The organism is Mycobacterium hubeiense, from assembly GCF_002838065.1.
In the GTDB taxonomy this organism is placed as follows: domain Bacteria; phylum Actinomycetota; class Actinomycetes; order Mycobacteriales; family Mycobacteriaceae; genus Mycobacterium; species Mycobacterium hubeiense.
The window spans coordinates 20,021-40,992 of record NZ_PIZU01000016.1; the positions used below are offsets into that span (position 1 = coordinate 20,021).

A 20,972-nucleotide genomic window follows, 5' to 3' on the forward strand; every position below is an offset into this window, starting at 1 on the left:
CCGTGGAGGCATGCGAGCGCTCATCATCGTCGACGTGCAGAACGACTTCTGTGAGGGCGGTTCGCTGGCGGTGACCGGCGGCGCCACTGTCGCGCAACGGATCACCGAGCTGCTGGCGAGCCGGCCCGACTACGCCCACATCGTCGCGACCAAGGACTACCACATCGATCCGGGCGATCATTTCTCCGATCAGCCCGACTACCAGCGGTCCTGGCCGCCGCACTGTGTGGTGGGCACCTCGGGCGCCGATTTTCACCCGGCGTTCGACAGCGCCGCCGTCGAGGCGGTGTTCACCAAGGGCGAGTACTCCGCGGCCTACAGCGGCTTCGAAGGCACCGACGAATCCGGCACGTCGCTGGCCGATTGGCTGCGACAACGCGGCGTCGACGCAGTGGATGTGGTGGGCATCGCCACCGACTACTGCGTGAAGGCCACCGCCGCCGACGCCGCCAAAGCGGGCTTCGCCACGCGGGTCTTGCAGGACCTGACCGCCGGCGTCGCTCCCGAATCGACGGCCAAGGCGCTCGACGATCTACAAAAGGCGGGCGTCGCGGTCGCCTAGCCGCGGGTCGGGTCGGCGGGTCTGCCCGTCCACCTGGGCGGGCGCCCGTCCAGATGCGCGCGCACACCTTCCTTTGCGTCGTCGTGGGCCATGAGCCGCAGATGAATCTCAGTCTCGCGGGCGCCCACGGCGGCGCGGTCGAGGTCGAACGAATCCCACAGCAGCCGCTTGCTCGCGGCCACCGACATCGGCGCGGTGTTCTCGGCGATGTCATGGGCCAACTCCAGCGCCGCGGGCAGCACGTCGTCGGCGTCGAGCACCCGGCTGCCCAAACCCAGCGCCACAGCGCGGTGCCCGTCGAAAGTCGCACCGGTCAAAAGAATTTCGGCCGCGTTCGCGATCCCGACGAGCCTCGGCAATATCCAGTGCGAGTAGGCGTCGCCGACCACACCGCGTCGCACCTGCACGACGCCGTAGCGCGCGTCGGCCGCGAACAACCGGATGTCGCACTGCAGCGCCAGCGTCAGGCCCAAGCCGATCGCATGACCGTTGACCGCCGCGATCACCGGCTTGGACAGCGTCCACGCGGGCACGTCGATACCCGCCGCGGAAAAGCCCGGCCCCGGCTTGGTGAACGTGTCCTCACCCTCGCCGAGGTCGGCGCCCGCACAGAACGCCGGCGGCGTTCCGGTCAGCACGATCACGCGGACGTCGTCGTCGCGGTCACATGCCCGGTACGCGTCAGCCAGTTCCTCGCGCATCCCGTCGCCGACGGCGTTGCGCTGCCGCGGTCGGTTGAGCGTGATGGTGGCCACGCCGCGATCCGCCGTCGTCAACAAGGTTCGATGTGAGGGCATCGTGACGACACCGTATCGTCGCCGTAGTGAACGATGGCGCTGCGCCTGAGGTCTGGCCGGGCAAGGCCTACCCACTGGGCGCCACCTACGACGGCTCCGGCACCAACTTCGGCGTGTTCTCCGAGGCCGCCGAACGGGTCGAGTTGTGTCTGTTCGGCGACTACGGCACCGAGACGCGGATCGTGCTGCCCGAGGTGGACGGGTTCGTCTGGCACGGCTTCATCCCCAACATCGAGCCCGGACAGCGATACGGCTATCGCGTGCACGGTCCGTACGATCCGCACGCCGGTCAGCGCTGCAACCCGAACAAGCTGCTGCTGGACCCGTACGCCAAGGCCATCGACGGCCGATTCGACTGGGGGCAACCGCTATTCGGCTACAACTTCGGCGACCCGGACAGCCGCAACGACGACGACTCGGCGGCGCATATGCCCAAATCCGTGGTGATCAACCCGTTTTTCGACTGGGGCACCGATCGCCCGCCCGGCCATGAGTACGCCGACACCGTCATCTACGAGGCACACGTCAAGGGCCTCACCCAGACTCATCCCGACATTCCCGAAGCGATCCGCGGGACCTACGCCGGGGTGGCCCACCCCGTCATCATCGAGCACCTGAAAGCGTTGGGCGTCAACGCCATCGAGCTGATGCCGGTGCACCACTTCGTCAACGACTCCACCTTGATCGACAAGGGCCTGTCGAACTACTGGGGTTACAACACCATCGGGTTCTTCGCTCCCGACCCCAAATACCGCAGCTCCACCAACCCGGGCGGGCAGGTGCAGGAGTTCAAGGCGATGGTGCGGGCTCTGCACGAGGCCGACATCGAGGTCATCCTCGACGTGGTCTACAACCACACCGCCGAGGGCAACCACCTGGGGCCGACGCTGAGCTTCCGCGGTATCGACAACGCGGGCTATTACCGGCTGGTCGACGACGACAAGCGCTACTACATGGACTACACCGGCACCGGCAACAGCCTCAATGCCGGGCACCCGCACACCCTGCAGCTGATCATGGATTCGTTGCGGTACTGGGTGACCGAGATGCACGTCGACGGGTTCCGCTTCGACCTGGCCGCCACCCTGGCCCGCGAATTCTACGATGTGGACCGGCTGAGCGCGTTCTTCGAACTGGTGCAACAGGATCCGACGGTCAGCCAGGTCAAGTTGATCGCCGAACCGTGGGACGTCGGACCGGGCGGGTATCAGGTGGGCAACTTCCCGCCGCAGTGGACAGAGTGGAACGGCAAGTACCGCGACACCGTTCGGGACTACTGGCGCGGCGAGCCGGCCACCCTCGACGAATTCGCCTACCGGTTGACCGGATCGGCCGATCTCTACGAGCGCACCGGCCGTCGCCCGGTGGCGTCGATCAACTTCGTCACCGCGCACGACGGCTTCACGCTGCGGGACCTGGTGTCCTACAACGAGAAACACAACGAGGCCAACGGCGAGGACAACCGCGACGGCGAAAGCCACAACCGGTCGTGGAACTGCGGCGCGGAAGGACCGACCGATGATCCCGCCATCAATGCGTTGCGCGCCCGTCAGCAGCGGAATTTCCTTACCACGCTGCTGCTTTCGCAGGGTGTGCCGATGCTCTCGCACGGCGACGAGCTGGGCCGCACCCAGCGCGGCAACAACAACGTCTACTGCCAGGACAACGAATTGTCCTGGATCGACTGGGCCCACGCCGACGCCGATCTGATGAAGTTCACCCGCGCGGTGTCGGCGCTGCGCGCGGGACATCCGGTGTTCCGCCGCCGGCGGTTCTTTGACGGCCGGCCGGTGCGCGGCAGCGGCAGGCCGGGGGTGCCCGACATCGCGTGGTTCGCCCCGGACGGGTCGGAGATGACGGAAGAGGATTGGGAGACCGGCTTCGCCAAATCGCTGGCGGTCTACCTCAACGGCCTGGGCATACCGGACCTCGACGTGCGCGGCCAGCGCGTCACCGACGATTCGTTCGTGTTGTGCTTCAACGCGCACCACGAGGCGATCGAATTCACGCTACCGCCAAGCGATTTCGGTGCATCGTGGATACCGGTGATCTACACCGCGGCGGCGGCGGACGCCGAGCACGAGGCCGTCGCCGCCGGCAAAACCGTCACCGTCGACGCCCGCGCGGTGATCGTGCTGCAATCCGCCGCAGGCTGACGCAGTCGCCCGACCGTTAAACCCCGAAACGCCAGCCGATTTCCTGCCCCGTACCAGGCAGTATGGTACGTTAGCTGCAGCAGCCGTGGCCGCCAGTCCGGCACCGAGTTTCTCGTCGTGCCGCCGGCTGGGCGGGCCGTGGGGTAGGAGCCGTGAGCGAGGGCGCCTACCGGGGCGGCCACGGTTGCAATTCTTTGCTATTCCTAACTTTCGCAAGTGTCAGCCGCGGCGTCGTCGCCGCCGTATGCTGCCGGACATGGCCTCGCCGCGTGGTTCGGGCCGCCCGCTTTCGGTCGATGATTGGGTTCAGGCGGGATTTGCAGAACTGGCCGACGGCGGGCCGAATGCGCTCCGGATCGGCCGGCTGTGCGAGCGACTGAATGTCACCAAGGGCAGTTTCTATTGGCACTTCGCTGACATGCAGGCGTACCGCACCGCGCTCGTCGACGCCTGGGGTGAACTGCGGGACCGGGATCGGCGCCGCTTCCTCACGCTGCACGACACCGATCCGCGCGAGCGGCTCACCGTGATGATGGCAACGCTGGTCCGCCCGCAGCACTGGCCGGTCGAGCGCGTCATGCGGATGTGGGCCCTGACCGACGAGCGGGTCGCGGCGAGTGTGCGGCGCAGTGACGGGCGGGTGTTGCGCGCCGCGGTGATGTTCTCGACGGGTGTCGGCCTGCTCCATGCCTCCGATCCCGGGCAGGAAGCCCCCGCCGAACTGCGAGACGAGTTTCTGGACTTCATGCTCCGTCCCTGACGGGACCGGTCGCCGCATACCCAACCAACCGGCGGGTTAGTGTTTCAGACATGCAGCTAGCGCTCACTCCGGAGGAAGCCGCGTTCCGCGACGAGCTCCGCACCTTCTACACCACAAAGATCCCGGCAGAGATCCGGGAACGCACCCGGCTGGGCGACGAGGTCCGCAAGGACGACATCGTCACCAGCCACAAGATCCTCAACGAGCACGGGCTGGCGGTGCCGAACTGGCCCGTCGAGTGGGGCGGCAAGGATTGGACGCCCACGCAACACCAGATCTGGCTCGATGAGATGCAGCTGGCCTCCGTGCCGGAGCCGCTGACCTTCAACGCCAAGATGGTCGGTCCGGTGATCGCCGAGTTCGGCTCGCAGGAGATCAAGGAGCGCTTCCTGCCGCCGACCGCCAACCTCGACATCTGGTGGTGCCAGGGCTTCTCCGAGCCCGAGGCCGGCTCCGATCTGGCCTCGTTGCGCACCACCGCGATCCGCGACGGCGACAGCTACGTCGTCAACGGGCAGAAGACCTGGACCACCCTCGGCCAGTACGCGGACTGGATCTTCTGCTTGGTGCGTACTGACCCGCAGGCGCCGAAGCGGCAGGCCGGCATCTCGTTCCTGTTGATCGACCTGGACACCCCGGGCATCACGATGCGGCCGATCAAACTGATCGATGGCGGCTACGAAGTCAACGAGGTGTTCTTCGAAGACGTGCGCGTGCCCGCCGATCAGCTTGTCGGCGAAGAGAACCAGGGCTGGACGTACGCGAAGTTCCTGCTCGGCAACGAACGCACCGGCATCGCGCAGGTGGGCCGCACCAAGGTGCGGCTGGCCGAGGTGAAAGAACGCGCGAAGGCGTCAGGTCTGCTCGACGACCCGCTGTTCGCCGCACGGCTCGCGGAGGCCGAAAATGATGTGCTGGCACTGGAACTCACCCAGATGCGGGTGGCTTCCGGCTCCGCGGACGGCAAGCCGAATCCGGCCTCGTCGGTGCTCAAGCTGCGTGGCAGCCAATTGCAGCAGACGGCCACCGAACTGCTGGTCGAGGTCGCCGGCCCGGACGCGCTGCCGTTCGACGCGGGCGACGCCATCGCCTCGCCACTGTGGGCGCAACACAGCGCGCCGCGTTATCTGAACTACCGCAAGACCTCGATCTACGGCGGTAGCAACGAGGTGCAGCGCACCATCATCGCGTCGACGATTCTCGGGTTGTGAGGTAAGCCATGGACTTTCAGTTGAGCGACGAGCAGATTCTGCTGCGCGACACCACCCGCGATGTACTGTCGCGAAGCTACGACCCGGAGAGCCGGCTCAAGACCCTCGACACGGAATTGGGCTGGAGCCGTGACGTGTGGCAGCAGCTGGCCGAGATCGGGATTCTCGGCCTCGGCTTCGATGAGGACGCCGGCGGGCAGATCGAGATCATGGTGGTGCTCACCGAGATCGGTCGACGGCTGGCACCGGAGCCGGTGGTGCACGCCGCGCTGGCGCCCGGGGCACTGATCGCCGAGCTGGGCAGCGACGAGCAGAAGTCGCTGTTGGACGACGTCGCCGCCGGGCAGAAACTGCTGGCGTTCGCCCACTCCGAGCCCGGTATGCGCACCGCGACCGGCGCTGTGGCGACAACCGCTGTGCAGCAAGGCGATTCGTGGGTCCTCAGCGGTCGCAAGAACCCGGTGCTGGCCGGTGACTGCGCCGACACGCTGGTGGTCAGCGCCGCGCTGCCCCAAGGCGGCACCGGGTTGTTCCTCGTCGACGCCGCGGCCGCCACGCGGCACAGCTTCCGCACCTTCGACGGTCAGCGCGGTGCGCAGATCGACCTGGACCAGACGCCCGCCCAACCGCTCGGCGATGCGGCGGACGCCTCGGACGCCATCCAGGGTGCGGCCATCAGAATCCAGTCGGCGCTGTGCGCCGAAGCGTTGGGGGCGATGGAGGAGTCGCTGCGGCTGACCACCGACTACCTCAAGACGCGCAAACAGTTCGGCGTCACGCTCAACACGTTCCAGACGCTGACGCAGCGCGCAGCCGATATGTATGTCTCGCTGGAGTTGGCCCGCAGCATGAACCTCTACGCCGCGATGTCGATCGCCGACGGCAACGTCGACCCGCTCATCGCGGCGCGAGCCAAACTGCAGATCGCCCGCTCCGGTCGCCACATCGCGCAGGAGGCGATTCAGCTGCACGGCGGCATCGGCATGACCGCGGAATACCCGGTCGGGCATTACGCGGCGCGGCTCACCGCGATCGAGCACACGCTGGGCTCGAGCCAGGACCAGTTGCACGTGCTGATGGACGGGCTGGGCTACTACGAGGTGGTCACGCTCTAACCGACCAATCGCGCGATCGACTTCAGCGGGATCGGTAGCCAGCTGGGCCGGTGACGGCTCTCGTAGCCGACCTCGTAGACGGCCTTGTCCAGCTCGTAGGCCTCGAGCAGCTCGCTGGAATCGCGGGGGTCGGCGCCGTTGGCCGCTGCGTACCCGTCGCAGAACGAGCTGACGTTGCGCTCCACCCATTCGCGGGCGCGCGCGGCCAGCTGCTTGTCCAGCTGATCGTCACCGCCACGTTCGATCAGCCGCTGATACGCCGCGTACTCGAACGAGCGCAGCACCCCGGCGACGTCGCGCAGCGGCGAATCGGGCCGGCGGCGTTCCTCCAGCGGCTGGCCCGGTTCCCCCTCGAAATCGATGAGCAGCCACGCCTCGGGCGTGCGCAGCACCTGACCGAGGTGCAGATCGCCATGCACCCGCTGCACCGTGATGGTCTGCTCGGCGAGCTTGCGGTAGCGCTCCTCGATCAGCGGCACGTACTCGCCCAGTTCCGGCACGCTGTCCGCGACTGCGTGCAGCCGCTCCAGCACCGCGTCCGTCGGGAACACGGAGGTGGACGTGCCGAGCGTCTCGGCCAGCGTGGCGTGCACCGCGGCGACCGCCTCCCCCAGCCGGAAGGATTCGCCGGCGAAATCCCCGCCCACCTCGTCGGCGTACAGATCGCCTTCGGCGAACAGGTCGCGGGTGCTGGCCAGCGCCATATCCCACCCTTCGGCGGAGTTGGCCGCGAACTCGGTGACCATCGCCAGCGCGTAGGGCTGCCCGTCGAGCGTCGTCTCGACCGCCCCGAGCAGCCGCGCCACATGCGGGTTGCCCGCCCGGGCGAGCACCCGGTTGAGTTCGATGTCGGGATTGATGCCGGGCGTGATGCGGCGGAACAGCTTGAGAATCGCCTCTTCCTCGAACACCACGCTGGTGTTGGACTGTTCGACGCCCATCACCCACGGTGCGGCCTCCAAGGGCAGCGTCACGTCGGGCTCCTTGGTGAATGCGACGTCGTCGACGACGGCCGAGCGGTCGACCAGCGACAGCACATACCGCGCGGCGGCCGGGTCGTACAACGCGTCGTAGGCGATGCGATCGCCGGAGGAGCCGATGGTCGCGACCGCGGTGTACTCGTCGCGCGGCGCGGTGTCCCACTCGACCAACACCTGGTATCGCTCCGACGACCCATCGGTGTAGCCGACGTCGAGCACCACCAAGTCGAGGTCGTCACCCAACGACACCACCTTGGCCGGTTCGGCCGACGACAGTTCCCGGGTGCGCCCGGCGTACCAACGCTGTTGCGGCAGCCATTCGGCGAACGGCAGATTCACGGCTGCTGCCCTCCCATATCTCCTTCCGGTTCACGGAGCTGGAACCAATAGAACCCGTGGCCGGGCAGGGTCAGCAGGTAGGGCAGCTGGCCGATGCGAGGAAACTCGACGTAGCCGGTCATCTCGACAGGTGTATACCCATTCCAGCTCTGCAGGTTCAATTCGATGGGCTGCGGAAAGCGCGACAGATTGTTGACGCACAACACCGTGTCCTCCCGACCGTCGCTCTCCACGGTGCGCACATAGGCCAGCACCGACGGGTTGGAGCCGCCTAGCTCACGGAAGCCGCCGATGGCGAAGGCGTCGTGGCGGCGCCGCACCGCCAGCATGGTGCGCGTCCAGTTCAGCAGCGACGTCGAGCTGTCGCGCTGCGCCTCGACGTTGACGGACTGATACCCGTAGATCGGGTCCTGGTTCGGCGGCAGATACAGCCGGCCCGGGTTGGCGGTGGAGAACCCCGCGTTGCGGTCGGGCGTCCACTGCATCGGGGTGCGCACCCCGTCGCGGTCGCCGAGCCAGATGATGTCGCCCATGCCGATCTCGTCGCCGTAATAGATGACGGGCGAGCCGGGCAGGCTCAGCAGCAGCGCGGTGAACAGTTCGATCTGGTTGCGGTCGTTATCCAACAGCGGCGCCAGCCGACGCCGGATGCCGACGTTGGCCTTCATCCGCGGGTCCTTGGCGTATTCGGCGTACATGTAGTCGCGTTCTTCGTCGGTGACCATCTCCAGCGTCAGCTCGTCGTGGTTGCGCAGAAAGATGCCCCACTGCGCCATCTCCGGGATGGGCGGCGTCTGCGCCAGGATCTCGCTGATCGGGAACCGTGATTCCCGCCGCACCGCCATGAAAATCCTTGGCATCAGCGGGAAGTGGAACGCCATATGGCATTCGTCGCCGCCGGTCGCCGGATCGCCGAAGTATTCGACGACGTCGGCCGGCCACTGGTTGGCCTCCGCCAGCAGCACCCGGCCGGGGTACTCGTCGTCGACCACCTTGCGGCAGTGCTTGAGAAACGCGTGCGTCTCGGGCAGGTTCTCGCAGTTGGTGCCTTCGCGCTCGAACAGGTACGGCACCGCGTCCAGCCGGAAGCCGTCGATGCCCAGATCCAGCCAGAACCGCAGCACATCGATCATGGCCTGCTGCACGGCCGGGTTGTCGTAGTTCAGATCGGGCTGATGGGAAAAGAACCGGTGCCAGTAGAACTGCCGGCGCACCGGGTCGAAGGTCCAGTTCGACTCCTCGGTGTCGACGAAGATGATGCGGGCGTCCTTGTACTTCTCGCTGGTGTCGCTCCACACGTAGTAGTCGCCGTAGGGGCCGTCGGGGTCGCGGCGGGACTCCTGAAACCACGGATGCGAATCGGAGGTGTGGTTCATCACCAGATCGGTGATGACCCGGATGCCGCGGCGGTGTGCCGCGTCCAATAGTTCGACGAAGTCGTCGACGGTGCCGAACTCGGGCAGCACCTTGTAGAAGTCGCGGATGTCGTAGCCGCCGTCGCGCAGCGGGGAGTCATAGAACGGCGGCAGCCACAGGCAGTCGACGCCCAGCCACTTGAGATAGTCCAGCTGCTCGGTGAGGCCACGCAGATCGCCCGAGCCGTCGGAGTTGCTGTCGAAGAACGCGCGCACGAGCACCTCGTAGAACACCGCGCGCTTGAACCAGATGCGGTCTTCGGGCAACGTGCGGGCGTGGCCGAAATCGTCAGCGGTGGGATGTTCGACGACACCGTCTTCGACATGACTGCCGGCGGAAGGATCGCTGGTTTGGTCCATCGACATCCCAACCTACCCACACCGGTCACTCGTGAATCACCAGCAAATGCGGGCCCAAAGTAGGTGTTGAATCCGCGCCGGGAACCGGATAGCGTTTCGGCGGTCTGATCTTGTCGCCAGTGTGCGCTGGCGACTTCACTTCTGGATATCGACGAGGGTGGCCTGTGGCTGAGTCGGCGCCAAATGATGGTGAAGCTCCGGTAATTGTTGGTCTGGCCGATGCGGCGATGCATATGTACTCCGCCGCGATCGACGCGTTGCCCGATGTCGGGGACCCGGCGTTCGCCGACCGCGCGGCGGTGGTGCTCGCCGGTCTGCGCAAGCTGCAGAAGTCGCTGTCCGACGCCGCGGGCCAGAGTCGCGTCACCCCGTCGGTGATCGTCGCGCTCAGCGGCGTGCGCACCACCTACGACGAGCTGATGGCCACCGCGGCTGAAGGGCCGGGCGCCACGCTGGGCCAGCGGCTGTACGTCGCGCGCCAGAAGGCCAAGCTGTCCACGCAGGAAGCGGCCAACGGTGTGGGTCTGCGCAAGGACCTCATCGAAGCGGTCGAGGCCGAAGAGCCCGCCACCGAGGACGAGGCCTCCAAGATCAAGGACCTCATCGCCGCGCTCGGCGGCTGATGCCAGATTGCCCCGAGACTCAGGCTCGATCGGTCGCCTCCGCGACCACGGTGACCCGGGCGACGCGCCCTCGGCTCCGCCCCCGCTGACGTCCGTCGTCAATCCCGCGCGCCCGTCGGCGGCCGAAGAGGCGCGCACCATCGCGGCGTCGACGAACACCGGCACCCTGGCGACGCTGACCGCCGACGGCGATCCGTGGGCATCGTTCGTCACCTACGGGTTGCTCGGCGGCGCGCCGGTGCTGTGCGTGTCCAACCTCGCCGAGCACGGCCGCAACCTGGCCGGCGATCCCCGCGCCAGCATCGCCATCGTCGCGCCGACCACCGAAACCGACCCGCTTGCGAACGCGCGCGTCACGCTGGCCGGCATCGCCGAGCAACCCACCGGCGATGAGCTGGCGGCCGCCCGCGAGGCGCACCTGGCCGCGGTCGCGGCGGCGAAGTACTACATCGACTACAGCGACTTCTCGGTGTGGGTGCTGCGCGTGCAGCGGGTGCGCTGGGTCGGCGGGTACGGCCGGATGGATTCGACGACGGGCGAGGCCTACGCGGCCGCGGAGCCCGATCCCGTCAAACCCCTCGCCGCCGGGGCGATCGAGCATCTCAACGCCGACCACGCCGACGCGCTGGTGGAGATGGCCAAGGTGCTCGGCGGCTACCCGGACACCACCTCCGCGACGTGCACCGGCGTCGACCGCTACGGGCTCGACCTGCGCGTCAGCACCGAACGCGGCATCGCCTACACGCGTGTCGGCTACGTCGAGCCGATCTCGGCGATCGACGAATTGCGTGCGGCCACAGTGGAATTAGTCCGCCGCGCCCGCTCCCACTGAATCCTCGACCGGCACCATCTCCGCGCCACAGGTGCACCGGTAGCTCTCGGTGGCGCCCGAGCAGTGGCATTCAACCTCCACCCGTAACCGGCACGGGCAGCCGATGTGGGAACAGGTCAGCAAGGTTCCCGACTCGTAATTGGCCATCGCTTCACCCTTTCTGGCGGGACCTGCCTCTCATCGTGCTCCGCTTCGGCCGAAACTGCGGGAAGTCACGTGCAATACGATCGCCGGTATGCGTCCGGAGTCCTGGCAGGCGGCCTTTGACCTGATCCGCACCCGCGGCTACGAGCACCGCGAGGAGCCGTTCAAACTGGCCAGCGGTCAGCTGAGCCACGACTACATCGACGGCAAGTACGCCGTCGACACCGGCGAGCGGTTGACGATCGTCAGCCGCGCGGTCGCCGAGTTGGCCGCGATGAACGGGATCGAGTTCGACGCCGTCGGCGGGCTCACCATGGGCGCCGATCCGCTGGCGCACGGTGTCGCGATGGTGACGGGCAAGGCGTGGTTCTCGGTGCGCAAGGAGCAGAAGTCCCGCGGGCGCGAGCAGTGGATCGAGGGCACCCGGTTGGAGCCGGGCACCCGGGTGCTGCTTGTCGACGACGTCATCAGCACCGGCGGGTCCACCGCACTGGCCTTCGATCGCGTCACGGCGGCCGGTGCCGTCGTCACCGGCGTGATCCCGATGGTGGACCGCGGTGAGGCCGCCGCCAAACTGTTCGCCGAGCGCGACGTGCCCTACGTCGCTTTGGTCACCTATCGCGATCTGGGCATCGAACCCATTCAGGCGTGACGTCCTGGTCGACTCTGCGCGCAGGGCGCGACCTACTCGAACTTTTGCGCCATGCGCGCAGCGTCAACGGAATTAACATCATTGGGTGGTCGAACTGCAGGCCGAACCCGAACCCGATGAATCCGATGACGACTGGGACAACGACACCCGGTTCGACGCGTTCAACGTCAACACCTGGAACTTCAAGCCGGCACCCAAGCCGTGGTATCGCACGGGTCCGGCGATGACGGCGTTGATCGCGGCGGGGCTCGCCGCGGCGGCCATCGTGGTGTCGGTGGTGTTGCTGGCGTTCCGCGGTTCATCGCCTGCGCCAGAGGAGGCGGCGCCCGCCACCCCGACCGCGCCCAGCGCAGCGCCGTCGCCGACGCGGGTCCGTCAGCCGCCACCGCCGCCCCCCGCTCCCCCGCCGACACCGGCGGCCACCGCCGAGGCGCCGGCCGAGCGAACGCCCGTCTACCGGACACAGCAGCCGCGCCAGACAAAGGAACCCGAGATCGGGGTGACGCGCACACCGCAGACGCGGTCGCCGATCAGCGTGGCACCGCAGCCACGTCGGCCCCGCAACTGAATAGGCTGGGCTCATGGTCGAGTTCGACCCCGTGCGCATGTTCGCCGAGGCGCCGGTGGCAACGCTGGCGACAGTCGGGCCGCAGGGCGCGCCGCATCTGGTGCCGGTGGTGTTCGCGGTGCACGGCGAGGTGGTGTACACGGCCGTCGACGCCAAGAAGAAGTCGACGACGCGGCTGCGCCGGCTGGTCAACATCGAACACAATCCGCAGGTGAGCATGCTCGTCGACCACTACACCGACGACTGGTCGCAGCTGTGGTGGGTGCGGGCCGACGGCGTCGCGGCCATCCACTACAGAGGCGAGGAGATGGCGACGGGCTACGCCGAGCTGCGGCGCAAATACCTTCAGTACCAACGCATTGCGTTGGACGGGCCGGTCGTCACCATCGCGGTGCGGCGCTGGTCGCACTGGCAGGCCTGACCGATGAGCGACGCGCCGCGAAAGAAGCCCCGCCAATTGCGGTCCCGCGAAACCGTGGACGTGGTGCTGGAGGCCGCCGCCCAGATGTTCGACCGCGAGGGCATCGCCACCACCACCAACCGCATCGCCGAGCGCGCGGGCGTCTCCATTGGCTCGCTCTACCAATACTTTCCGAACAAGCAGGCGCTGCTGCGTGCCCTGGCCGAGCGTCATGTGCGGGAAGGCGGTGAACGGCTCGAGAAGGTGTTCCGACAGCTGCGCGAACAACAGCCGCCGTTCGAGGAGACGATGCGCGCGATCCTCGACGAAGTCGTCGACCTGCACCGCGACCGCCCCAGCCTGCACTGGTTGATGCACCGTCTCGCCCCCCGAGACGCCGAACTCGCCGCGCTTCGCGCATTCGAAGACCACATCGCCGACGAGGTCGCGTTCCACCTCCGGCGCTGCGGCCGTGGAGGCGACGACGTATCAGCGACCGCGCAGACGGTGGTGCACGCCGTCGACGGGCATCTGCACCGGGTGCAGACCCGACGCAAACTCGACACCGATCAACTGATGCGGTTGGTCGAACAGCTGCTAGACAACTAGCCCGTCGAGCACGCCGCGCAGCGCCTCCTCAGCTTGCCCGACTCCGGGTTCCTCGACGGGGTAATGGCCGCAATTCTCCAGCAGCATCAACTGTTTTCGGCCCTGGATGCGATCAAGGAATCGGATGCTGAGCTCCGGGGGTGTCCAGTCGTCGGCGGCCGGGTGCACCAGTGTGACGGGGGCTGCGTCGAACGTCTCCGGCCGCGCGTGGCGGTAGTTCAGCCAACTCGACAGGAAACCCAGCGGCACCCGCACACCACCGCCCTTGGGGTCGGTCGCGCACAGCCGCGACAGGTCGGGGTTGCGGCTCATCGCGTTCATGTTCACCAGCCAGCGGATGGGCACGCGCACGCGACCGACCAACGGATCGATGGCCCGCATCAGCGCGGGCGCGGACGGCCCGACGAACGACATCCGCGCCGCCGCCCGCCGCGCGTCCGGGTCAACGGGGTCCAGCAGACACGTCGCCACCACATGCGCGATCTCGCGTGTGCGCGCCGCGACCTCGTAGCCGAGCATGCCGCCCATGCTGGCGCCGAACACGATCAGCGGCCGCTCGTCATCGCGGCGTTCGGCGCGGACCAGATCGCACAACAGATCAACCCAGTCGTCGTAGCGCACCGATCCAGGCCGCGGCTCGACCGTGTCGCCGTACAGCGGAAGGTCGGGCACCAGCACCTCCGCGCCTTCGCGCGCCGCCAACGCGGCGAACGGCCACAGCGCACCTGCATGACCGCCGGCGCCGTGCAGCACCAACACCCGCACCGCGCTGTCACGGGTGCCGGCGCGAGCGATGTGTACCGTGCGGCCCCGCCACGGCCACCACGTGGATGCCGGTTCGATCGCCGGTTCCGGGCGGTAGCGGGCGGGTAAGAACGTCGCGTATTTCTCGTACTCCATGGCTCCAGCGTCGGGCCACCGACCACGCGCGACAACTCGCATTCGCCCGCTCGGCCTTCCGTCGTCGACCCGCCGCGATCAGCCACGACGCGCCGCGCCCCGCGCGCCCGTCGCCGCTGCTCACATTTCCTGTCAACCGAAGGCTTGTGCTCTGTGTCACAGCCAGGAATTGTGGGATTGAACGGAAGGGAAAGTCATGGCAGACAAGACGACAACTGCCCAAGGCAACGGAGCCGCTCCCACCGCGGACAGTCCGGCCGGCATCCGCAACGTGGTGCTGGTGGGGCCATCGGGTGCCGGCAAGACGACTCTCGTCGACGCGCTGCTGCTGGCGGCCGGGGTGCTTACCCGCGCCGGCTCCGTCGTGGAGGGCACCACGGTGTGCGACCACGACGAGGCCGAGGTGGCCCAGCAGCGTTCGGTCGGTTTGGCGCTGGCGCCGCTGAAGCACGAGGGCATCAAGGTCAACCTCATCGACACCCCCGGATACGCCGATTTCGTCGGTGAGCTGCGCGCCGGACTGCGCGCCGCGGACTGCGCGCTGTTCGTCATCGCGGCCAACGAAGGCGTCGACGAGCCGACGAAGTCGCTGTGGCTGGAGTGCAGTCAGGTCGGCATGCCGCGCGCGGTGGTGATCACCAAACTCGACCATGCCCGGGCCAGCTACGAGAACGCCTTGGCGTCCGCACAGAACGCATTCGGCGACAAGGTGCTGCCGCTGTACTTCCCCGCCGACACCCCCTGCACCGGCCTCATCGGGCTGTTGTCGTTGACGCACTACGAGTACAAGGACGGTAAACGCACTACCCACCCGCCGGACGACGCGTTCGCCGACAAGGTCGAGGACCTTCGCGGCAGCCTCATCGAGGGCATCATCGAGGAGTCCGAGGACGAGACGCTGATGGAGCGCTACCTCGGCGGTGAGCAGATCGACCAGTCGGTGCTCATCGACGACCTGGAGAAGGCGGTTGCCCGCGGGTCGTTCTTCCCGGTGATCCCGGTGTGCAGCACCACCGGTGTGGGCACCTTGGAGCTGCTCGAGATCGCCACCAAGGGCTTCCCGTCGCCGCCGGAGCACCAGCTGCCCGAGGTGTTCACCCCGCAGGGCAAACCCCGCGACGGCATCACCTGCGATCCCGCCGGCCCGCTGCTGGCCGAGGTGGTCAAGACGACGTCGGACCCCTACGTCGGCAGGGTCAGCCTGACCCGGGTGTTCTCCGGGACCATCAGGCCCGACATGACCGTGCATGTGTCGGGCCATTTTTCATCGTTTTTCGGGGAGTCCAGCCACGCCGACCACGACGAAGACGAGCGCATCGGCACGCTGTCCTTCCCGCTCGGCAAGCACCAGCGGCCGGCCCCGCAGGTGATCGCCGGCGACATCTGCGCGATCGGCCGGCTCAGCCGCGCCGAAACCGGGGACACCCTCTCGGACAAGTCCGACCCGCTGGTGCTCAAACCGTGGACGATGCCCGAGCCGCTGCTGCCGATCGCCGTGCAGCCGCGCGCCAAGACCGACGAGGACAAGCTGTCGGTGGGGCTACAGCGGCTGGCCGCCGAGGATCCGACGCTGCGCATCGAGCAGAACCCGGAGACGCACCAGATCGTGTTGTGGTGCATGGGTGAGGCGCACGCCGGCGTGGTGCTCGACGCGCTGGCCCGCCGCTACGGCGTCTCGGTGGACACCGTCGAACTGCGCGTGCCCCTGCGAGAAACGTTCGCGGGCAAGGCGAAAGGCCACGGCCGGCATGTCAAGCAGTCGGGCGGACACGGCCAGTACGCGGTCTGCGACATCGAGGTGGAGCCACTGCCGGAGGGCACCGGCTTCGAGTTCGTCGACAAGGTCGTCGGCGGGGCGGTGCCGCGCAACTTCATCCCCAGCGTGGAAAAGGGCGTGCGCGCACAGATGGAGAAGGGGGTGGCCGCGGGCTATCCGGTGGTCGACATCCGCGTCACGCTGTTCGACGGCAAGGCCCACAGCGTCGACTCGTCGGACTTCGCATTCCAGATGGCCGGCGGACTGGCGCTGCGCGAAGCCGCCGCGGCGACCAAGATCAACCTGCTCGAGCCCATCGACGAGATCTCGGTGCTGGTGTCCGACGACCTCGTCGGGGCGGTGATGGGAGACCTTGCGGGCCGGCGGGGCCGGGTGCTGGGCACCGAGAACGTCGGCGACCGCACGCTGGTCAAAGCCGAGGTGCCGCAGGTGGAGCTGACGCGCTACGCCATCGACCTGCGGTCGCTGTCGCACGGCGCGGCGTCGTTCACCCGCTCGTTCGTGCGTTACGAGCCGATGCCGGAGTCGGCGGCGGCGAAGGTGAAGGCAGGTTAGCGCCGTCGCACCGTCATCAACAGCTTGCCATCCGGACCGCCGGTGAAGGTGAGCTCGCGGCGCAGCCGCTGACCGGGCACCAGGTCGAGCTCGAACCGCTGCGCCAACGTCGCAACCACCAGGGCCGCTTCGAAATTGGCGAACCCCGATGCGATGCACATCCGCTTGCCCGCACCGAACGGGATGTGCGCGCGACGCTGCCGCGGTTGCTGGTTTTCCTTGAGGAAGCGCGACGGGTCGAACACCTCCGGGTTGTCCCAGACCCGGCTGTTGTGGTGGATGCTGTGCATCAGCACCGCGACGCTGGTACCCGCCTTGATCGGATAGTCGCCGAGCACGTCATCGCCCTTGGCCACCCGCGCCACGCCCATGATCGGCGGGTACACCCGCATCGATTCGGCGACAACGGCATTCGTCCACGGCAGGTTGTCGACGTCCTCGGCGGTGGGCACCCGCCCGCCCAGCACCTCGTCGAGCTCGTCGTTGAGACGCTTGCGCGCGTCGGGATTCTGCGACAGCAGATACCACGTCCACGCCAGCGCAGCCGCGGTGGTCTCGAACCCCGCGCCGAGGAACGTCATCAGCTCGTCGCGGACCTCCACATCGCTGTAGCGGTACCCGGTTTCGGGATCCTGGGCGGCCATCAGCAGCGCCAGCACGTTGTCGGTGCGGTCGATCTTGCCGCTGCGATAGTCGGCGATCAGCCCGTCGATGACGCGTTCGATGCGGCGCAGCCCGCGCATGGTGCGCGGCGCGGTGACCGAAGCACCCAGACGCAGCGCGCGGATGGCCAGCCGTGGCGAGCGCGCGGCCAGCTCCTCGGGCCCGTAGCGCGCCAACCGGTCGGCGAACCACCGCAGCGGGCGGCTCGCCCCGCCGATGAAGCCGTACCCGAAAAGCGTGAGCAGCCGGGCGAAGTCGACACGCATCTCTGCTTGGCAAGGTCGTCGGACAGGTCGATGCCGAACATGGTGCGGGCGATGATGTCCAGCGTCACATAGTTCATCTCCGCCGCGACGTCGAGCGGCTCACCCGTCGCGGCATGGCGTTCCCATCGCTCGGCGGCGGCCACACAGGCGGCCGTCATCTGCGGCGCGAACGAATCGACCTGACGCTTGGCGAAGATCGGCTGCACCAGTCGCCGATTGCGTTGCCACAGTTCGTCATTGAGATCGGTGACCAGGCCACGCCCGAATGCCACTGCGAGAAGGTCATATTCGGCATTCTTGGCGTAGTTGTCCTGGTTGGAGACCAGCACGTGGCGGGCGATGTCGGGATTGCGCACCACCACGAACTTGGCCAGCGGCGCCCGCGCGACGACGATGTCATCTTGTCCGGGCAGGCGGGCCACGTAGTCGTAGATGGTGTGCCGGTACCCCGACCACAGCGCGCCGAGGGCGTATCGCCAGGACTTCACCCAGCCGATCTCGGTGTGCTGCCACCGGATGAAGGCGGGCGCCCAGCGGGGTGGGTGCAATTCCGTCGTCGTCATCGCTCGACCTCCCCATCGAACCTCTGGTATACGGTACCGCCGGTATCGACTGGGGTCTAGGGCTAAGCCGGGTGCTGGGAGTGCTGGGCCACCTCGGCCTCGAGTTCTTCCTCGTAGGCGCCCTCGTCGCGGCCCAGCGCGATGGTGGCGGCCGTCATGGCGACGATGGCCAGCGTCAGTGCCACGGCTTCCAGCCCGGTCGCCGTCAGATGCTCGCCGAGCACCACCGCCCCCAAGATGACCGCGACGACGGGCTCGAGCACCAGCATCGTCGGCACCGAGGTGTGCAGTTCGCCGGCGTGAAAGGCCGACTGCTGCAACAGCGTCGCCACCACCGCGAGCACGACGAGCAGATACGGCGCCGGGGTTGCGAACAACGCCAAGAGGCTGCGTGAGCCCAGGAAGTGCATGACGATCTTGGTCAGCACGGCGACCACACCGAACAACACGCCGACCGCGACGGCGAGCAGCACCGCCCGCCGCCACCCCATCTTGCGCACCGCCACCGCCACGCAGGTCACGACGATCGCGACACATACGACCGTCGCGAGCATGGACGCCGGCACGGAGCCCTCGTAGTCACCGGAGCTGGGCCGCGCCAAGACGACAAACGTCGCGAGCGCGATCGTCAGCAGGAGGGCCCAGCCCCATTCGGCCTTCGTGACCCGGCGATGGGCCAGCTTGGCGCTCATCGGCAACGCGAACAGCAGGGCCGAAACGAGCAGCGGCTGAACCAGGATCAGCGAGCCTTTGATCAGGGCCAGCGCCTGGAACACGTAGCCGAGTACGGCCGCCGCGGTGCCCGCCCACCACAGTCGTCGGCGTAGCAGCGTGGAGATCATCACGGTGCTCACGCCGTGTTCGGCCGGCACGTCCATGGTGGCCCGCTGCCGGACGACGATGCCGATCGCCATGAAAATCGCTGCGCACAACGCCAAGAGGACGACAACGCCCTGGCCCACCAACGCCTCACACCCCTCACTGCGCCGTCACGGTCTGTCGACAACACCGTCCACCGTAGATGGGTCCCCGGTCGCGCCGCGCGCTGCGGCCGCAGTCACATCACCTTCACCACCCCTGCGCGCCGCGCTACTGTGAGCTCAAGCACTGAGCGTCAGGAGCGCGAGATGAAACTTCGCCTGTTGCCGTACGTCACTCTCGAAGTGGACGACCGGTTGCGTCAGCGGTTGCGGGCGCGCGGTGAGCGGTTGCGCGTCACTGTGCGCGCCTACCTCCGCAGCGCCGCCGACGACGTCGACGAGGCCGGCGACAAGCTGCGCGGCGGTCTCGATAAGGCGGTGCATCGGGTGGACTCCGTCGTCGCGACGGTGAACGACAAGATCGCGCCGACCGAACCGCGCCGCGATACCCAGGTCGAAGCCAGCTAGCCCACCGCGGCGGGCGCCTCGACGCCTGATTTCAGCGGGCGCGCCGCGGTTTCGCGCATCGTGAGGACGGTCGCGAGTGAGACCAGCGCCGCGGCCGTCACGTAGAACGCCGGGGCCAGGTTGTTGCCGGTGCTGCCGGTGAGCCAGGTGACGACGTAGGGCGTGGTGCCGCCGAATCCGGCGACGGCGATGTTGTAGCCGATGGAGAAGCCGCTGTAGCGCACCCGGGTGGTGAACAGCTCGACGCCCGCGGCCACCGCGGTGGACACGAAGACGGCCTCGATGACGGCCAATGCGCAGTGGGCAGTGATCGCGGCGGCCAGGGATCCCGAATTGAGCAGCAAGAACAGCGGATACGCGAAGACGGCGAAGCCAAGCGCGCCCGCGATGAGCAATGGCCGTCGGCCTACCCGATCTGACAACGCGGCGAGCGGCAGGATGAGCACGAGCGCGACCAAGCTGGCCAGCGTGATGGAGGCGAACGCGGCGGTCTTGCTGAAATGCAGAGTCTTGATGAAGTACGTCGGCAGGTAGGTGAAGACCATGTAGTAGCCGACGTTGAAGATGATCATCATCCCGATGACCTGCAGAATCGGCAGCCGGGCGGTGCGCGCCGCCTCCCGCAACGGCGACTCGGCGACGGTGTGGGTCTGGCTAAGTTCTGCGAAGGCCGGGGTGTCGTCGAGGCGCAATCGGATGTAGAGGCCGACGATGCCCAGCGGCCCGGCGAGCAGGAACGGGATGCGCCAGCCGTAGCTGTCCATCGCCTCCGCGGGCAGCAGCGTCTGCAGCACGGTGACCGTCACCGAGCCGAGCAGGAATCCGAGCACGCCGGACCACACCATGAAGGTGACGATCATCCCGCGACGCTCATCCGACGAGTACTCCGCGAGATACACTGCGCCGCCACCGTATTCGCCGCCGGCCGAGAATCCCTGCAGGCATCGCAGGATGAGCAGCAGCAGGGGCGCCGCCACGCCGATCGCCTCATAAGTCGGTAGCAGTCCGATGCCCAATGTGGCAGCCGACATCAGCAGGATGACGATGGCCAGCACGCGTTGCCGGCCGATCCGGTCGCCCAGTGGGCCGAAGACGAATCCGCCCAGCGGCCGCGTGAAGAAGGCGGCGGCGAAGATCGCGAAGGTGTTGAGCAACGCGGCCGTCTCGTTGCCGGACGGGAAGAAGTTCGCGGCGATGAAGGTGGCCAGGAAGCCGTAGATGGCGAAGTCAAACCACTCCACGGCGTTCCCGATGGACGCGCCGGTGATGACCTTGCGAACAGTGGACGCGCTGGGCTGCACCGCTACACATTAAATCAAGTGACTGACTTACTGAAG

At 67.6% G+C, this 20,972-nt stretch carries 20 protein-coding genes and 1 pseudogene; 13 read left to right on the plus strand and 8 right to left on the minus strand.

Features of this window, described 5'->3' with window-relative positions:
* The first annotated feature begins 10 nt into the window (after positions 1-10).
* Complete coding sequence (locus CWS39_RS14080) at positions 11-562, plus strand: isochorismatase family protein (RefSeq protein ID WP_102143550.1); 552 nt, start codon at positions 11-13, stop codon at positions 560-562.
* Here CWS39_RS14080 and CWS39_RS14085 read toward each other — a convergent pair.
* Positions 559-1,359 (minus strand): enoyl-CoA hydratase/isomerase family protein, encoded by an 801-nt coding sequence (locus CWS39_RS14085; protein ID WP_102143551.1) that lies wholly within the window; start codon positions 1,357-1,359, stop codon positions 559-561. The two genes, CWS39_RS14080 and CWS39_RS14085, sit on opposite strands and share 4 nt — an antisense overlap.
* A gap of 26 nt (positions 1,360-1,385) precedes the next feature.
* Between CWS39_RS14085 and glgX the strand changes: the two genes are divergently transcribed.
* From glgX to CWS39_RS14105, 4 genes are all read left to right on the plus strand, one after another.
* The gene (glgX, locus tag CWS39_RS14090) at positions 1,386-3,515 is read left to right on the plus strand and encodes a glycogen debranching protein GlgX (protein WP_102143552.1); all 2,130 of its coding nucleotides are present in this window, start codon (positions 1,386-1,388) and stop codon (positions 3,513-3,515) included.
* A gap of 256 nt (positions 3,516-3,771) precedes the next feature.
* Positions 3,772-4,275 (plus strand): TetR/AcrR family transcriptional regulator, encoded by a 504-nt coding sequence (locus tag CWS39_RS14095; protein WP_102143632.1) that lies wholly within the window; start codon positions 3,772-3,774, stop codon positions 4,273-4,275.
* A 50-nt stretch (positions 4,276-4,325) separates the two neighbouring features.
* Complete coding sequence (locus CWS39_RS14100; protein ID WP_102143553.1) at positions 4,326-5,486, plus strand: acyl-CoA dehydrogenase family protein; 1,161 nt, start codon at positions 4,326-4,328, stop codon at positions 5,484-5,486.
* 8 nt (positions 5,487-5,494) lie between these two features.
* Positions 5,495-6,601: an acyl-CoA dehydrogenase family protein gene (locus CWS39_RS14105; protein ID WP_102143554.1), complete on the plus strand. Its 1,107-nt coding sequence runs from the start codon at positions 5,495-5,497 to the stop codon at positions 6,599-6,601.
* Here the strand turns inward: CWS39_RS14105 and CWS39_RS14110 are convergent.
* The gene (locus CWS39_RS14110) at positions 6,598-7,920 is read right to left on the minus strand and encodes a maltokinase N-terminal cap-like domain-containing protein (protein ID WP_102143555.1); all 1,323 of its coding nucleotides are present in this window, start codon (positions 7,918-7,920) and stop codon (positions 6,598-6,600) included. The two genes, CWS39_RS14105 and CWS39_RS14110, sit on opposite strands and share 4 nt — an antisense overlap.
* Complete coding sequence (gene treS, locus CWS39_RS14115; RefSeq protein WP_102143633.1) at positions 7,917-9,695, minus strand: maltose alpha-D-glucosyltransferase; 1,779 nt, start codon at positions 9,693-9,695, stop codon at positions 7,917-7,919. Before treS ends, CWS39_RS14110 begins: the two co-directional genes overlap by 4 nt.
* A 233-nt stretch (positions 9,696-9,928) precedes the next feature.
* Here treS and CWS39_RS14120 point away from each other — a divergent pair, with 233 nt between their 5' ends.
* Complete coding sequence (locus tag CWS39_RS14120) at positions 9,929-10,318, plus strand: RodZ family helix-turn-helix domain-containing protein (RefSeq protein WP_102143556.1); 390 nt, start codon at positions 9,929-9,931, stop codon at positions 10,316-10,318.
* A gap of 7 nt (positions 10,319-10,325) precedes the next feature.
* On the plus strand, positions 10,326-11,150 hold the full coding sequence (locus CWS39_RS14125) for a HugZ family pyridoxamine 5'-phosphate oxidase (RefSeq protein ID WP_233213509.1): 825 nt from the start codon (positions 10,326-10,328) through the stop codon (positions 11,148-11,150).
* On the opposite strand, the gene mymT is transcribed toward CWS39_RS14125, so the two are convergent.
* A complete protein-coding gene (gene mymT / locus CWS39_RS29570; protein ID WP_102143557.1) occupies positions 11,124-11,297 on the minus strand; it encodes a copper-binding metallothionein MymT in 174 nt (57 codons plus the stop codon). The genes CWS39_RS14125 and mymT overlap by 27 nt on opposite strands.
* 88 nt (positions 11,298-11,385) lie before the next feature.
* On the opposite strand from mymT, the gene pyrE reads away from it, so the two are divergent.
* The 4 genes from pyrE to CWS39_RS14150 all read left to right on the plus strand — a co-directional run bounded on the left by pyrE (position 11,386) and on the right by CWS39_RS14150 (position 13,523).
* On the plus strand, positions 11,386-11,946 hold the full coding sequence (gene pyrE, locus CWS39_RS14135) for an orotate phosphoribosyltransferase (protein ID WP_102143558.1): 561 nt from the start codon (positions 11,386-11,388) through the stop codon (positions 11,944-11,946).
* Between the two features lie 85 nt (positions 11,947-12,031).
* Positions 12,032-12,514 (plus strand): hypothetical protein, encoded by a 483-nt coding sequence (locus tag CWS39_RS14140; RefSeq protein WP_102143559.1) that lies wholly within the window; start codon positions 12,032-12,034, stop codon positions 12,512-12,514.
* A gap of 13 nt (positions 12,515-12,527) precedes the next feature.
* A complete protein-coding gene (locus CWS39_RS14145; protein ID WP_102143560.1) occupies positions 12,528-12,935 on the plus strand; it encodes a TIGR03668 family PPOX class F420-dependent oxidoreductase in 408 nt (135 codons plus the stop codon).
* A gap of 3 nt (positions 12,936-12,938) precedes the next feature.
* Positions 12,939-13,523, plus strand: coding sequence for a TetR/AcrR family transcriptional regulator (locus tag CWS39_RS14150; RefSeq protein WP_102143561.1), 585 nt, complete (start codon positions 12,939-12,941; stop codon positions 13,521-13,523).
* On the opposite strand, the gene CWS39_RS14155 is transcribed toward CWS39_RS14150, so the two are convergent.
* Positions 13,512-14,423 carry an alpha/beta hydrolase gene (locus tag CWS39_RS14155; protein ID WP_102143562.1) on the minus strand — a complete coding sequence of 304 codons (912 nt, stop codon included), beginning with the start codon at positions 14,421-14,423 and terminating at the stop codon, positions 13,512-13,514. The two genes, CWS39_RS14150 and CWS39_RS14155, sit on opposite strands and share 12 nt — an antisense overlap.
* Positions 14,424-14,619: 196 nt before the next feature.
* Between CWS39_RS14155 and CWS39_RS14160 the strand changes: the two genes are divergently transcribed.
* Positions 14,620-16,755, plus strand: coding sequence for an elongation factor G-like protein EF-G2 (locus CWS39_RS14160; RefSeq protein ID WP_102143563.1), 2,136 nt, complete (start codon positions 14,620-14,622; stop codon positions 16,753-16,755).
* Here the strand turns inward: CWS39_RS14160 and CWS39_RS14165 are convergent.
* A pseudogene (locus CWS39_RS14165) lies at positions 16,752-18,247 on the minus strand (cytochrome P450). The gene CWS39_RS14160 and the pseudogene CWS39_RS14165 sit on opposite strands and share 4 nt — an antisense overlap.
* 62 nt (positions 18,248-18,309) lie before the next feature.
* Positions 18,310-19,212: a DMT family transporter gene (locus CWS39_RS14170; protein WP_199178116.1), complete on the minus strand. Its 903-nt coding sequence runs from the start codon at positions 19,210-19,212 to the stop codon at positions 18,310-18,312.
* A gap of 162 nt (positions 19,213-19,374) precedes the next feature.
* Between CWS39_RS14170 and CWS39_RS14175 the strand changes: the two genes are divergently transcribed.
* Positions 19,375-19,635, plus strand: a complete 261-nt coding sequence (locus tag CWS39_RS14175) for a hypothetical protein (RefSeq protein WP_102143564.1) — start codon at positions 19,375-19,377, stop codon at positions 19,633-19,635.
* On the opposite strand, the gene CWS39_RS14180 is transcribed toward CWS39_RS14175, so the two are convergent.
* The gene (locus CWS39_RS14180) at positions 19,632-20,936 is read right to left on the minus strand and encodes an MFS transporter (protein ID WP_102143565.1); all 1,305 of its coding nucleotides are present in this window, start codon (positions 20,934-20,936) and stop codon (positions 19,632-19,634) included. The two genes, CWS39_RS14175 and CWS39_RS14180, sit on opposite strands and share 4 nt — an antisense overlap.
* Positions 20,937-20,972: the final 36 nt, after the last annotated feature.

Coding starts and splice junctions, on each gene's coding strand:
- CWS39_RS14080 (WP_102143550.1), top strand. CDS start 11: ATGCGAGCGCTCATCATCGTCGACGTGCAGAACGACTTCTGTGAGGGC.
- CWS39_RS14085 (WP_102143551.1), bottom strand. CDS start 1,359: ATGCCCTCACATCGAACCTTGTTGACGACGGCGGATCGCGGCGTGGCC.
- CWS39_RS14095 (WP_102143632.1), top strand. CDS start 3,772: ATGGCCTCGCCGCGTGGTTCGGGCCGCCCGCTTTCGGTCGATGATTGG.
- CWS39_RS14100 (WP_102143553.1), top strand. CDS start 4,326: ATGCAGCTAGCGCTCACTCCGGAGGAAGCCGCGTTCCGCGACGAGCTC.
- CWS39_RS14105 (WP_102143554.1), top strand. CDS start 5,495: ATGGACTTTCAGTTGAGCGACGAGCAGATTCTGCTGCGCGACACCACC.
- treS (WP_102143633.1), bottom strand. CDS start 9,695: ATGGACCAAACCAGCGATCCTTCCGCCGGCAGTCATGTCGAAGACGGT.
- CWS39_RS14120 (WP_102143556.1), top strand. CDS start 9,929: ATGTACTCCGCCGCGATCGACGCGTTGCCCGATGTCGGGGACCCGGCG.
- mymT (WP_102143557.1), bottom strand. CDS start 11,297: ATGGCCAATTACGAGTCGGGAACCTTGCTGACCTGTTCCCACATCGGC.
- pyrE (WP_102143558.1), top strand. CDS start 11,386: ATGCGTCCGGAGTCCTGGCAGGCGGCCTTTGACCTGATCCGCACCCGC.
- CWS39_RS14145 (WP_102143560.1), top strand. CDS start 12,528: ATGGTCGAGTTCGACCCCGTGCGCATGTTCGCCGAGGCGCCGGTGGCA.
- CWS39_RS14150 (WP_102143561.1), top strand. CDS start 12,939: ATGAGCGACGCGCCGCGAAAGAAGCCCCGCCAATTGCGGTCCCGCGAA.
- CWS39_RS14155 (WP_102143562.1), bottom strand. CDS start 14,423: ATGGAGTACGAGAAATACGCGACGTTCTTACCCGCCCGCTACCGCCCG.
- CWS39_RS14160 (WP_102143563.1), top strand. CDS start 14,620: ATGGCAGACAAGACGACAACTGCCCAAGGCAACGGAGCCGCTCCCACC.
- CWS39_RS14175 (WP_102143564.1), top strand. CDS start 19,375: ATGAAACTTCGCCTGTTGCCGTACGTCACTCTCGAAGTGGACGACCGG.